Source organism: Neobacillus sp. MER 74 (assembly GCF_023714155.1).
Genome location: NZ_JAMAUV010000007.1, coordinates 50,675 through 64,517 on the forward strand (window position 1 = coordinate 50,675; position 13,843 = coordinate 64,517).

Consider the following 13,843-nt stretch of genomic DNA (forward strand, 5'->3'; position numbering starts at 1 on the left):
GTTTACTACTTCGTGATAGTTTAAATATTTTACCCTATTCCTTCTTCCACTACAATTTTTTTGTCTATCCGTGCGGAATTTTTGGGAAAGAGTTATACTATAAAAATGGAGGTGGACACGTTGAGTGAACAAGATAAAGTACGCCTGACCTCTTTTTCAACAAAAGCTGGTTGAGGCTGCAAAATTGGTCCTGAGGACCTGGCGCAAGTTTTGCGTCATTTACCGAAACAAGAACCTGTTCCAGAATTATTAGTGGGACTTGATACATCTGATGATGCTGGGGTCTATCAATTAACTGACTCGATTGCACTAATTCAGACCGTGGATTACTTTACTCCTATTGTGGATGACCCTTATATGTTTGGACAAATCACCGCTGCAAACGCATTAAGTGATGTGTATGCTATGGGTGGAGAGCCTAAAACCGTCTTAAATATCGTCGGCTTTCCTATTAAAAAATTGGGCGCTGAGATGCTTTCGGAGATACTGCGTGGAGCAGCTGATAAAGTAAAGGAAGCCGGAGCGATTACCGTAGGCGGCCATTCTATTGATGACCAAGAACCTAAATTTGGATTATCTGTAACTGGAATCGTCCACCCAGATAAAGTGTGGAAAAATGTCGGTGCCCAGTCAGGTGATGTCCTTGTGTTGACCAAACCTATCGGTGTCGGAATCATCACAACTGGTATAAAAAGAAGTGCAGTAACGCCAGAACAGGAACAAACTGTGACTGACACTATGGCTGAGCTAAATAAGGTGGCGGCTGAAGTGTTAACAGAATTTCACCCTCACGCTGTCACGGATATAACTGGATTTGGATTACTAGGTCATGGAAGTGAAATGGCACGCGGCAGTCATGTCAGTTTTGAATTTTCACTCGGCCAAGTCCCAGTCCTAGAAGGTGCCCTTGAATTAGCGAAAAATGGTGTAGTTCCCGGCGGTTCAAAGGCGAATCATAAATGGTTAGCGGATGATGTTGTCTACGAGGAACTCCTTCCTGAGGAACAACTCCTCCTTTGTGATGCGATTACTTCCGGCGGTTTGTTTGTTGCTCTCAGTGAACAGGAAGCCGCGCTGTATGTGGACAAACTTCGAGCTAGTGGATTAGCACATGCTTCGATTGTAGGAAGAGTTACGGAGAAAAAGGAAAAATATATTTATGTGAAAAGATAATAAAAAAATCCTGAACCATTTTGGCTCAGGATTTTTTTATTAGAACTTCTGACGCAGTTTTTCTACCATGTCCTTGGTCATTTTATCTAAATCAAATGCGTATTTAAAGCCCCATTCCTCTTTTGCTGCTGTAGCATCAATGGAATTCGGCCAACTTTCCGCTATTTTTTGACGTTCCGGATCCACATGATACGAAATTTCAAATCCAGGAACAAACTTAGCAATGGAAGCAGCAATTTCCTCTGGATCAAAATTCATTGCCGTCACATTAAAAGCATTGCGATGGATTAATTTAGAGGAATCGGCCTCCATTAAATCAACAATGGCATTCAAGGCATCTGGCATATACATCATATCCATATAAGTACCTTTATCAATGTAAGAAGTATATTTTCCATTTTTGACTGCTTCATAGTAAATTTCAACCGCATAATCAGTGGTTCCACCGCCAGGAAGAGCGACATAGGAAATTAATCCAGGGAAACGCAGGCCGCGGGTATCGACTCCGAATTTGTGGAAATAGTAGTCAGACAATAATTCCCCAGCCACTTTATTGACCCCGTACATCGTGGTCGGTCGCATAATTGTATCTTGAGGGGTATTGTCTTTAGGGGTTGAAGGCCCAAACGCACCAATCGAACTAGGTGTGAAAAATTGTGCTTTTAGTTCTCTGGCCGTTTCAAGTCCATTCATCAGCCCACCCATGTTTAAATTCCATGCAAATACAGGCTTCGCCTCTGCAGTTGCCGATAACAAGGCAGCTAAATGCATAACCGTATCAACATTGTATTTTTTTGCTACTTCCACCATTCGGTTTCCATCTGTTACATCGACCGTCTCAAATGGGCCGCTTAGAGCAGCTTCACTCTCATTCTTTTTGATATCTGTCGCAATAACATTATCCGCTCCATAAATGTCTCGTAGTTTTAAGGTTAATTCTGATCCAATCTGTCCCAAAGCACCAGTAATTAATATACGCTTCATCGTCGTTTCACCGTCCTCTTCACTTAGCTAAAAATTGTATTTTCTATTTAATTACGCCCATTTCCTTACCTACTTTTTCATATATCGCAATTGCACGGTCGAGCATTTCTTTTGAATGTGCTGCTGTTGGCATGTTACGAACACGTCCAGTTCCTTTCGGTACCGTTGGGAAAACAATGGCCTTAGCATAAACCCCTTCTTCATTCAAACGCTTACTGAATTGTTGGGTAAGTGCTTCGTCACCAATAATACAAGGTGTAATTGGCGTTTCACTGTTACCAATATTAAAACCTAACTCTTTCAAGCCTTTTTTAAGATAATTTCCATTATCCCAAAGTTTCTCGTTAAGCTCTGTGCTTTCCATGAGAATTTCAATCGATTTCTTGCTTGCTGCTACATCTGCAGGAGTAAGTGAAGTTGAAAATAGGAATGGGCGGCTGCGAACTTTTAACCAATCAATCAGATTCTTTTTACCAGCCACATATCCGCCGACTACACCAATTGCTTTAGATAATGTGCCAATTTGAAAATCAATTTTATCAGAAAGACCAAAATGCTTTACGGTCCCTGCTCCATCACCAAGGACACCTGAACCATGGGCATCGTCGACATATGTAATTAAGTCGAATTCTTCAGCGATCTCCACGATTTCCGGCAATAAGGCAATATCGCCATCCATGGAAAAGACGCCATCTGTGATCACCATAATCTTGTTGTAAAGGCCGGCCTCTTTTGCCTCTTTTGCTTTTGCACGTAAATCTTCCATATCTGAGTGATTAACACGGATGATTTTTGCTTTCGATAGACGACAGCCATCAATAATCGACGCATGGTTTAATTCATCCGATAGAATGGCATCATTTTTATCCATTACCGCAGAAATGGCTGCCATGTTACAATTAAATCCCGATTGGTAGGCAATCGCTGCTTCAGTATGTTTAAATTCAGCTAATTTTTCTTCGAGTTCCACATGCAACTTAAGTGTTCCGTTGATTGTACGAACTGCGCCTGCCCCAACGCCGTAGGATTCAATGGCTTCGGCTGCTGCATTTTTCAAACGTTCATCGGTTGCTAACCCTAAATAGTTATTAGAAGAAAGATTAACAAGTTCTCTGCCATTAATCGTGATTAGTGGACCATTGGGGCTCTCGAGTGGATCGATTACATTGTATAGACCTTTCCCCTTTAAATCCTCAAGATTTTCATTTAAAAATTGTTCTAAAATATGACTAGACATTATTCATTTCCCCCTTATAATTTGAACCTTTAATGTCATTTACGGATAAACAGTTGTCCGTTTCAGAAGGACATTGATATTGCTGTTAAATAGCGGTATTAAAGGATTATTATTGTATACTTTATCATATTTTTTTAAATTTGTTCATATATAGTGGACAAAAAAGAAAAATATTTTTTATATCTATTAGATTACCCAAATCAAAATAATGTTATTTCTTAAGATCATTCACTAAACATTAACTTATAAATAGATTGCTTTTCCGTTATAATGGTTTCTTGAAGACGTAGATACTCTCGATTGCTTTAAGAAAGGATGTCAACCTTGTCATTTTTATATTCTGTCTTGTACACACTTATCCTTGGTGCTTTATTTATATTTTTATTTATCTTCGCCTACGATCTCCTTTATGGTGAAAAACAAGAAAAGCAAACCAAGAAACTACATAAATATTTTCAAAAAGAGACAATTAAGAAGATCGACGTCCTCGAACGTCAGCCTCGGAAATTCACCATGTATCAAGTGACAACCAATAATGGAGTTCAAAAGATTAAAATGAAACCAGGTTATAAGGTGATTAAGATCGTCTCAAAGGAAAAAAAGAAGAAGTAAACTGAGTTTCCCTTATGTCCTAAAATAGATGGCCGTTTGTAGGTAATGGATGTAATCCAATCAAGTTACCACAAAGTAAAAAACGCTCAGCGCCACTTGGCTGAGCGTTTTTTACTTTTAATTTATTGACAAGGCAAGGAACTATATTTCCCTGCATTCCGATTGAGAGTTTGTAATGCTTCTTTGTATTCGCTTTCTAAACTATTTATTATTTCAGACACTGATTCAATTTTATTTATGGCTCCGACGCCGTGCCCTGCTGACCAAATATCGCGCCATGCTTTTACGTTTGTTTCCCTTTGCATACTATCAAAGTTAACCTGAGCTTTTTTAACCAGTGTATCTGGGTTCAATCCCGCCTTTTTAATACTTGGTACCAGCATATTACACATGACACCGGAGAAAGCATCGGTTAATAGGATATCTTCTTGCGTGGATTCAACGAGCATTTCTCGGTACTCATTATTTGCCATACTTTCGGTAGCTACGATAAACCTTGTTCCCATATAAGCAAGATCTGCTCCGGCAGCTTGTGCTGCTAAAATCCCCTTCCCTGTTGAAATAGAACCTGCCAGAACAACAATGCCATCCCAGAAGTTGCGAACCATATCCACAAAGGCAAAGTTATTAATTTGTCCAGCATGACCTCCCGCCCCGCTAGATACTAATATCAAGCCATCAACACCTGCTTCTGCCGCTTTTTTAGCAAATTTTAATTCACTTACATCCGAGAACACGAGACCGCCATATTCATGAACAATATCAACAACTAATTTCGGACTTCCTAATGAGGTAATCACCAATTGCGGTTGGTGCTTTTTAATCAATTCAAGTTCTTCCTGCAGGTGGCCGTAGGAACTATGTACAACCACATTCATCGCCCACGGTGCAATCTTGCGGTGAGGTTCGAGGGCCCGTGCCTCCGCCAACTCTGCATTTAATTGCCCCATCCACTGATCCAGAATTTCAATTGGCCTTGCATTTGGAGCAGGAAAAGAACCAATTACCCCATTCAGACAACAATTTTTGACGAGTTCGGTGCCTGACACCAAAAACATTGGGGCTGAAATGGCCGGTAATTTCATTTGATTCCACCAGGAATCTGGAATAGATTTCCTCATAGCGCTCACCTTTTCCTTATTTTAGAATTTTCAGAATTAATTTTCTCTTTAATAGTAACTGAAAATGAATGGTTATTCAATATTTGTATGGTTCTTTTATTTACACCTATTTTACCGCTTACCGAGCACGAACGATTTTAATTTTAAAAACCTTATTGTTCGTTTTTTGCAAAATAATGATTGATTTCCCCTTTTTATGTGCTTTATAATGTGAATAAATTCATATGCGTTTCACTCATATAATCGCGGGGATAAGGCCCGAAAGTTTCTACCAGATTGCCGTTAACAATCTGACTATGAGTGGGTAATGGGAAAATGTGCAAATTTTTTAAGAGATGCACTCATTCCTTAGCCGTTTGGACATGGAGCCCAAAGGTCATTATCTCACTCAATTATTTTGTTGTGAGGTATTGACCTTTGGGCTTTTATTATTTTAAAGGGGAGTTTTCAATCATGAGATTACTAGAAGACAAAATTAGTTCTGACGGAAAGGTTTTATCCGACCAGGTATTAAAGGTTGATTCATTTTTAAACCATCAAATCGACCCGCAGTTAATGCTTGAGATTGGGAAAGAATTTGCGAGATTATTTGCAGAGGAAGGCATTACTAAGATTGTAACGATTGAATCCTCAGGCATTGCCCCTGCCGTGATGGCCGGTTTATATTTGAACGTTCCAGTTCTATTTGCTCGAAAAAGAAAATCATTGACACTGGTCGATGACTTACTTACGGCGTCTGTCTATTCATTTACCAAAAATGAAACAAACGAGATTTCGGTTTCCAATAAATACATGAATGAAAGTGATCGAGTACTTATCATTGATGATTTCTTAGCTAATGGTGAAGCTGCTCTTGGTTTAGTAAAAATCGTTCAACAAAGCGGTGCAAACGTTGCTGGAATTGGCATTGTCATTGAGAAATCATTTCAACACGGTGCACAAAAATTGAAGGACATGGGTTTAAGGGTTGAATCCTTAGCAAGAATTGCTTCCCTATCAAACGGAGAAGTAACATTTATCAATGAAAATGTGGAGGAATTAATCTAATGAAACAACATCCATTTAAAATTGCCTCTTTGGGCATTCAGCATGTGTTAGCGATGTATGCAGGAGCGGTAATTGTTCCACTTATCGTCGGAGGGGCTCTTAAATTTTCGGGAGAACAATTAACTTACTTGGTATCCATAGACATCTTAATGTGCGGAATTGCAACAATTCTACAAGTTTGGAAGAATCGATTTTTCGGAATCGGTTTACCAATTGTACTTGGCTGTACCTTTACTGCCGTTGGACCGATGATTGCCATTGGCGGACAGTTTGGCATTTCTGCCATTTATGGTTCCATTCTCATTTCCGGACTAATAGTCATTGTTATTTCTCAATTCTTTGGGAAGTTAATTAAGTTCTTCCCACCTGTTGTTACTGGTTCGGTTGTTACTATTATTGGGATTACACTGATCCCTGTCGCAATGAATAACATCGCTGGCGGACAAGGGAGCCCGGATTTTGGCAGCCTTTCAAATATCGGCTTAGCCTTCGGAACGTTGCTATTTATTATTTTGCTTTACCGTTTTACAAAAGGTTTTATTCGCTCCATTTCTATTTTACTAGGATTAATGGGCGGTACGGTAGTCGCATCTATTATGGGGAAAGTAAACTTTTCAGCTGTTGCTGATGCATCATGGTTCCACATGGTAAAACCATTTTATTTTGGGACCCCTACCTTTGAATGGACTCCGATCATTACGATGACACTCGTTGCAATTGTGAGTATGGTAGAATCAACTGGAGTTTATTTCGCTTTAAGTGACATTACTGGAAAAAAATTAACAGAGAAGGATTTATCAAGAGGTTATCGTGCGGAAGGTCTAGCAAGTATTATTGGTGCGATATTTAATGCGTTCCCATACACAACCTATTCTCAAAACGTAGGACTTGTCCAGCTTTCAGGTGTTAAAAGCAATAACGTCATTTATACAATGGGCGGCATGTTAGTTTTTCTTGGGTTTATTCCGAAAATTGCAGCCTTTACTACAGTTATTCCAACACCTGTACTTGGTGGTGCAATGGTGGCTATGTTTGGAATGGTCATTGCTTATGGAATAAAAATGCTTGGTAACGTAGATTTTGCTTCACAAGAAAATCTCCTAATCATAGCTTGTTCAGTTGGGATGGGAATGGGTGTAACAGCCGTACCGGATATGTTTGCCCACCTGCCTGAGAGTGTTAAAATCCTTACCAGCAGCGGCATTGTCACAGGAAGTCTAACTGCAATCTTTTTAAACATTGTTTTAAATGTAACAAAGTCAACAAAGCAAATGAAGCAAGTAAATGAAGTAAATAATCAAATTGCCTCATAATAATAGAAAATAATGTAAAAGGACGATACTAAAAAAGGTAACGTCCTTTCTTTTTTATTTCAGGAAATGTTATCAAAAAGGCGATGCCATTCAAAGCATCGCCTTAATTATTTCTAACAGGTCTGTTATGTTTCTTTTTGTAGTGGAGCTTACTCTAGACCTTGAAGTTATATTTGTTTTTGTATTATCACTTCCCGAACCTGTATTTTCCGATGTGATTGTGATTGGACTAATACAAACCGCTCCGCCAAAGTTTACAATCCCACCAGAAATGGTACCGATTGATATTCCCTTTTCATTGATTGCCAAACGATTCACCCCTTCCCCTCTTTTTTACTATTATATGGACAAGGGTATTCATGTGTTTAAGCATCTAAAAAAATAAATAAACAGCAAAAAGAAAAGAGCCGCGGATGCAGCTCAAAATCTATTCATTCTGGTATTTTTGGTGCTTTACAGGAACTCATTTCTAACTTACATATCCACTTATAAAAACCTAATAGTATGATCAGTAAAATCGGGTCAAGAATGGCTGCGTGCCATAACTTCCACCATCCATAATGAAAGTAACCCCACGGAGCAGGCAGCAATGTGATGGCTTCATAAATCAAAATCAGAATGACAAAAATGATAATATAAAATATTTTCTTAATGATTTTTGATTTAAATGGAAAGTAATTTAAAAAAATCATATTAGCAGCGGGCACTAATAATATATGTGGAAGCAATCCTTCCCAATCAATTTCCTTATCAAAATACCAATATCCATGGTATTTGAATTCAACCATCACATCGAACAATACTTGGAAAGCGACCGTAAATGTCCATATATGGACAATTTGATTACCTGTTAGAAGTTTATTTTTCTTAAAAGCAAAATAATTAAATGAAATAATGGCAATTAGTAATCCAATCATATCTAATTCCTTTTTCTTTTATTTTGCCCTTGTTATATGGAATATTATTCAACGTAAAAATTTGAGGATATTTGGAATGCCTACCATCTATAGATAAATATGTATTGTTATCTATAATATCGATTAGTAAATATTATTTAAATCGATTTAATGAATTTATAATCAAAAATCATTTAAGTATAATTCTAAAAGTACAGAGAAACTATTACAAAACTAAGGTGGAATTAATGTGAAAAAATGGCTTTCTGCTCTTATTCTTGTTATGCTGGTATTTTCGTTAGCTGCTTGTGGGCAAAGTAATGAAAAAACGAGTGAAGGAAAAAAAGAAGCGACCAAAAATGAAGTATTTAAAATTGGAGCCATTCCTGACCAGAATGCTGCAGATTTAGATAAAGGGATGACCGCTGTTGCAAAATATCTTAGTGAAAAAACTGGTATGAAAGTTGAATTTGTACCGTCTGTGGATTATGCAGCATTAGTAACTGGTTTCCAACGTGGGGAAATTCATATGGCTTGGTTTGGCGGCTTAACAAGTGTACAAGCTAGAAACCTTGTTCCTGAAGCAGAATCAATTGTGCAACGACCACGGGACGCGGAGTTTCATTCGGTCTTTATTACCCAATCATCTGAAAATATCACAAAGCTGGAAGACTTAAAAGGGAAATCATTCACATTTGGCAGTGAAAGCTCCACTTCCGGCCATTTAATGCCAAGATACTTCCTAACTGAAGCTGGAATAGATGCCAATACCGATTTTGATGGCAAGCCCAACTTCTCCGGTTCACATGATACAACTTATAAGTTAATTGAATCCGGTGCCTTTAAGGCGGGCGCACTCAATGAGGCCGTTTGGGAAGCAGCGGTAAAAGAAGGTAAAGTGGATACGAAAAAAGTAAAAGTATTCTATACCACCCCTGCTTACTATGACTATAACTGGACTATCAATAGTAATGTCGAAGAAGTCTTTGGTAAAGGAACTAAGCAAAAAGTTAAAGATGCCCTTCTATCCATTACGGGAGACCAAAAGGAAATTGCGGATTTATTCCAAACGGAGAGTTTTGTCGAAACAAATAATGATAATTACAAAAAGATTGAAAAGGTAGCAAAAGAGTTACAGATTATTAAGTAGTAGGTGTCGTAGAATGTCTTCAAAAACAATGATTGAAGCAAAAAATATATCGAAACATTTTGAGGGGAAGATAGCTTTATCTTCCCTTTCTTTTTCTATTGAGCAAGGGGAATTGGTTGCCTTAATAGGACCAAGCGGCGCGGGAAAAACTACATTATTAAATTCCATAGCCGGACTCGTGCCAATCCAAAACGGGGAACTAATAATCGATAGCCATCCAATATCAGCCTATAAAAAAAGCAAAATTTTTGCTAAAAAAGTTGGCGTCATTCGGCAACAGTTTGATCTTATTGGGTCCATTGCCGTCATTCATAATGTCCTGGCGGGACGATTAGCGGAATGGGGCGTTATCAAATCCCTCTTCTCATTACTTGTTCCCCAAGAAAAAGAAGTTGCTTTGACAGCACTGGATCGAGTTGGTCTTTCTGATAAAATCCATGAAATTACGTCCACTTTATCTGGAGGCGAACAGCAGCGTGTCGCAATGGCAAGATTAATGGTCCAAAAACCTGAAGTGGTTTTAGCGGACGAGCCTGTAGCCTCCCTTGATCCGGCGCGTGCGGAAGATGTTTTAGCCATGCTTATCAAAATCGTTTCAGAGCAAAAACAAACATTAATCACAAGTATCCATTCCGTCGAATATGCTCGTAAATATTTTACAAGAATCATCGCCCTTAAAAATGGGGAAATTCTTTTTGATTTACCGACAGAAAAAGTAACAGATGGTTTGTTAAGAGATCTTTATCGGTTAAAGGAGCAAGGGTGAGATGTTGGGACGTAAATCAGTCTTCGGTATGTATAATCGCTTCCTTCTCACGTTACTTTTGACGGCCGTATTCGTTTGGAGCTTGTATTCGATTCAATGGAATGCCGATCTATTCCATGCAGGTGGAATACCGACATTGTTGCAAATATTTGAAGGACTCATTCAACCGGACCTTTCTGCTGAGGTATTAATGAAAGGGATTGAATCAGCTTGGATAACGCTAGCCTATGCTGTTGCCGGCATGTCACTTGCCGTTATTTATGCACTAATAGTCGGTATTCTTGCCTCTGGAACATTAACCTCAAGCAGGGTTGCTCGGTTAACGTCTAAAGTATTTTTTAGGGGAATATTAGGCTTCACGCGTTCAATTCATGAGTTAATATGGGCCTGGCTTTTCGTTGCTGCCGTAGGTCTTTCCCCTTATGCAGCCATATTTGCCCTTGCAATTCCATATGGAGGGATACTTGGCAGAATTTTTGCGGACATGTTAAATGATGTGCCTGATCAGCCAATTACGGCCTTAAAATCAGCAGGAGCATCCAAACTGCAGCTACTCACCTACGGCTATTTTCCTTTGGTTTGGGCCGACATGATCAGTTATACGATGTACCGCTTTGAATGTGCCATTCGGTCTTCTGCGATTATGAGTTTTGTTGGACTTGGCGGTCTAGGCTACCAAATTCAATTATCATTGGCTGATTTGAAATACGATCAAGTCTGGTCATATGTTTTTTTTCTAATTGTTCTTGTTATATTGGTAGATGTTTGGAGTAATTTTGTCCGTAAGGGGTTAACAGAACGGAAACGCCGAAAGGGATTCAGTCCTGGCTGGCTTTCTCTTCTTTTCACCTTGCTTTTAGTAGTTTGTTCATGGGGATTTATCAAGGTCACTGAGAATGCTCAATTTTTTGAATTATTATCTGATAAGAATATTGAATATGCAAAAAAATTTTTCGGTGGTCTGATCGGATTAAATGATGCCACCCCTGCTTTCTTCAACGCTGGCAGTTGGGCCGCTGCTTTGAAACTCACGCTTGAAACATTGGAAATGAGTATTATGGCCATTGGATTTGCGACCATCGCTGCTTTTTTTACAGTGATTCCTGCAGCTAGAAATATAGCTAATGGGGGGTTAACTTCTTCAAAGAAGTGGTATAACTGGATTCTTTATGGAATAATTCGCATCACCTATATCTTTTCTCGTTCTGTTCCTGAGTTAGTTTGGGCAATGATGATTATCTTTATTTTTAAACCCGGTTTACTGCCTGGGGCAATCGCTCTTGCACTCCACAACTTTGGGATTCTTGGTAAGCTTTGGGCAGAGGTGATTGAGGATATGGACCCGCGTCCTATAAGGAATTTAGCATCTACAGGTGCATCGAAAATCCAGATTTTCTTCTACGGTATCCTGCCCACGGTATTACCACGATTTCTCACTTATATTCTTTATCGCTGGGAAGTCATCATGAGGACAACCATTGTGGTTGGTTTTGTTGGTGCGGGTGGTCTTGGTATGGAGTTTAAGTTGGCAATGAGCTATTTCCAATATACAGAGATTACCTTGTTACTTCTTTGTTATATGATTCTCGTCATAATCGCTGACTTTGCATCAGAAAGTACGAGAAAAGCTGTTAAATAATCTTGCGAAGCCCACTCGCAGCTGGGCACTGGAACTAGATTCAGCAAAAAACACCGTTTCCCTTATGGAATGGTGTTTTTTTGTGGTTTTTATCACTCTGATATCAATTGCTAGCAATTTGCTTAATTATAGCTATCTTTTAGCTAAACAAGTGATAATTAAAGTATTGCATACTATTTCCACCCAAGGAAATAATTGATGCATGAGACTTGTTTTTCTATCAACATTTCCATTATCCTATTGATAGGAAGAAAGTATGTATTATCAACGAAATTAAATGTCATCTAGGAGTGAAATTCTTTGCAATCAAAGTCCGCTTTACCGATTTTATTTGTAGTTATGTTTTTGGTGATGGTGGGATTTGGAATTATCATTCCAGTTTTACCTTTCTATGCCGAAGAAATTGGGGCGAATCCAACCGAACTAGGATTACTTATGGCGGTGTATTCGCTCATGCAGCTTATTTTCGCTCCAATGTGGGGGCAAGTTTCTGACCGAATTGGGCGAAAGCCAGTGATGATGATTGGGATAGCTGGACTTGGTCTCTCCTTTCTAATTCAAGCATTGTCAACAGAGCTTTGGATGTTATTCGCGGCAAGAATTATTGGCGGTATTCTTTCCTCTGCTAATATGCCTACCGCCATGGCATACGTTGCCGATATCACCACCGAAGAGAATCGCGGCAAAGGAATGGGGATTGTTGGTGCAGCAACGGGCTTAGGCTTTGTTTTCGGTCCAGCAATTGGTGGTATTTTCTCAAAATTCAGCTTGAACATGCCCTTTTATCTTGCTTGTGGATCTTCTTTCATTACCTTGATTCTTGTTTTCCTTTTGCTAAAAGAATCAAAACTGAGAACAGAGGCAGGTACCAAAAAACAACCCTCTTTTTGGAAGGCGTTTAGCGGGGCTGTAACGGTTCTGTATCTAGTGCAATTATTAATTTCTTTATCCCTGGCTGGTTTGGAAGCAACGTTTGCTTACTTTGCTGCGAAAAAGGCAGATTTAGATGCTGCTCAACTTGGCTATATTTTTATGATCATGGGATTTGGGAGTGCGATTGTCCAGGGTGGTCTAGTTGGTAGATTGACGAAGAAATACGGGGAAAGGATGGTTATCCAGTCAGGTATCATTGTTTCTGCGCTTGGATTTGCTTTAATTTTATTGGTGAATAGTTTTGGTACTGCAGCTCTTTTTCTAACTATATTTGGTTTAGGGAATGGAGTCATTCGTCCAAGTGTTTCTTCTCTAATTACGAAAACGTCAAGCGCTGGCCACGGAAGTTCAACTGGCCTATTATCTTCCTTTGACTCACTTGGCCGAATTATTGGTCCTCCACTTGGTGGTTGGCTGTTTTCATTGGCCATCGGGCTTCCGTATATTTCTGGTGCAATTATCTCCATTGCTGCTTTTATTCTATTTTTACTTTTTCGACCGCAGATTGCATCTGTTAAATCAACAAATATACAAAACTAAACAAGATGCATATGTTTTTAGGACACGCATAAAATGGGTTACGAGGATGAAGTGAAAAAGGAGCCCATTTTATGAAATTAAAAACCTTTATTAGTATTTGTTGCTTATTGGCCACATTAGGTTTTGCAGCATATCTTGATTCACCGTACTCATTTATTAATAAAAACTTTACCTATTCAGCCGATCAACCTGTAATGGCACAGCCTGTAGAAGTTGAGCCTTCCAGCGATGTTCCCGTTTTGGAGGAAAAACTAGAGAAAATCGAAAAAGTGGATGGCTATATCGTAGAAACGTACCAGGAGTACGAGGTATATAAAGACAAGGATGGGAATGTATTAAAAAGTGAGCCGACAGGTAAAATCGATACTTTACATTATTGGGATGACCAAGAACAACAGTAAGACCGCTGACAAGGCGGTCTATTTTTTGAGG

14 protein-coding genes and 1 riboswitch are annotated in these 13,843 nt (G+C 39.0%); of the genes, 9 read left to right on the forward strand and 5 right to left on the reverse strand.

Annotated elements, in window-relative coordinates:
- Positions 1-105: 105 nt before the first annotated feature.
- A complete protein-coding gene (selD, locus tag M3610_RS13740) occupies positions 106-1,173 on the forward strand; it encodes a selenide, water dikinase SelD (RefSeq protein WP_285851188.1) in 1,068 nt (355 codons plus the stop codon).
- Positions 1,174-1,212: 39 nt separating this feature from the next.
- Here selD and M3610_RS13745 read toward each other — a convergent pair whose 3' ends face one another.
- Together M3610_RS13745 and M3610_RS13750 are read right to left on the reverse strand one after the other, a co-directional pair.
- On the reverse strand, positions 1,213-2,157 hold the full coding sequence (locus M3610_RS13745) for an L-threonine 3-dehydrogenase (RefSeq protein WP_098576446.1): 945 nt from the start codon (positions 2,155-2,157) through the stop codon (positions 1,213-1,215).
- A gap of 43 nt (positions 2,158-2,200) precedes the next feature.
- Positions 2,201-3,394 (reverse strand): glycine C-acetyltransferase, encoded by a 1,194-nt coding sequence (locus M3610_RS13750; RefSeq protein WP_251459793.1) that lies wholly within the window; start codon positions 3,392-3,394, stop codon positions 2,201-2,203.
- A 324-nt stretch (positions 3,395-3,718) separates the two neighbouring features.
- Between M3610_RS13750 and M3610_RS13755 the strand changes: the two genes are divergently transcribed.
- Positions 3,719-4,006, forward strand: a complete 288-nt coding sequence (locus M3610_RS13755) for a hypothetical protein (RefSeq protein WP_251459794.1) — start codon at positions 3,719-3,721, stop codon at positions 4,004-4,006.
- Between the two features lie 122 nt (positions 4,007-4,128).
- Here the strand turns inward: M3610_RS13755 and M3610_RS13760 are convergent, their stop codons facing one another.
- Positions 4,129-5,127, reverse strand: coding sequence for an NAD(P)H-dependent flavin oxidoreductase (locus M3610_RS13760; RefSeq protein ID WP_251459796.1), 999 nt, complete (start codon positions 5,125-5,127; stop codon positions 4,129-4,131).
- A 215-nt stretch (positions 5,128-5,342) separates the two neighbouring features.
- Positions 5,343-5,444: riboswitch (purine riboswitch) on the forward strand.
- 136 nt (positions 5,445-5,580) lie between these two features.
- On the opposite strand from M3610_RS13760, the gene M3610_RS13765 reads away from it, so the two are divergent.
- Both M3610_RS13765 and M3610_RS13770 read left to right on the forward strand, forming a co-directional pair.
- Entirely contained in the window at positions 5,581-6,174 is a 594-nt protein-coding gene (locus M3610_RS13765) for a xanthine phosphoribosyltransferase (RefSeq protein ID WP_098576442.1), read from the forward strand.
- Entirely contained in the window at positions 6,174-7,487 is a 1,314-nt protein-coding gene (locus M3610_RS13770; RefSeq protein ID WP_251459797.1) for a nucleobase:cation symporter-2 family protein, read from the forward strand. The genes M3610_RS13765 and M3610_RS13770 overlap by 1 nt, the downstream gene beginning before the upstream one ends.
- 90 nt (positions 7,488-7,577) lie before the next feature.
- Here the strand turns inward: M3610_RS13770 and M3610_RS13775 are convergent, their stop codons facing one another.
- Both M3610_RS13775 and M3610_RS13780 read right to left on the reverse strand, forming a co-directional pair.
- Positions 7,578-7,805 (reverse strand): spore germination protein, encoded by a 228-nt coding sequence (locus M3610_RS13775; protein WP_251459799.1) that lies wholly within the window; start codon positions 7,803-7,805, stop codon positions 7,578-7,580.
- Positions 7,806-7,918: 113 nt separating this feature from the next.
- Positions 7,919-8,404: a hypothetical protein gene (locus M3610_RS13780; protein ID WP_251459801.1), complete on the reverse strand. Its 486-nt coding sequence runs from the start codon at positions 8,402-8,404 to the stop codon at positions 7,919-7,921.
- A 229-nt stretch (positions 8,405-8,633) separates the two neighbouring features.
- On the opposite strand from M3610_RS13780, the gene M3610_RS13785 reads away from it, so the two are divergent.
- From M3610_RS13785 to M3610_RS13805, 5 genes are all read left to right on the forward strand, one after another.
- Positions 8,634-9,533 (forward strand): putative selenate ABC transporter substrate-binding protein, encoded by a 900-nt coding sequence (locus tag M3610_RS13785; RefSeq protein WP_251459802.1) that lies wholly within the window; start codon positions 8,634-8,636, stop codon positions 9,531-9,533.
- Between the two features lie 13 nt (positions 9,534-9,546).
- Positions 9,547-10,299, forward strand: coding sequence for a phosphonate ABC transporter ATP-binding protein (locus M3610_RS13790; protein ID WP_251459804.1), 753 nt, complete (start codon positions 9,547-9,549; stop codon positions 10,297-10,299).
- 1 nt (position 10,300) lies between these two features.
- On the forward strand, positions 10,301-11,938 hold the full coding sequence (locus tag M3610_RS13795; protein ID WP_251459806.1) for a PhnE/PtxC family ABC transporter permease: 1,638 nt from the start codon (positions 10,301-10,303) through the stop codon (positions 11,936-11,938).
- Positions 11,939-12,238: 300 nt separating this feature from the next.
- Positions 12,239-13,411: an MFS transporter gene (locus tag M3610_RS13800; protein WP_251459808.1), complete on the forward strand. Its 1,173-nt coding sequence runs from the start codon at positions 12,239-12,241 to the stop codon at positions 13,409-13,411.
- A 71-nt stretch (positions 13,412-13,482) separates the two neighbouring features.
- Positions 13,483-13,812: a hypothetical protein gene (locus M3610_RS13805; protein ID WP_098576434.1), complete on the forward strand. Its 330-nt coding sequence runs from the start codon at positions 13,483-13,485 to the stop codon at positions 13,810-13,812.
- Positions 13,813-13,843 lie beyond the last annotated feature (31 nt).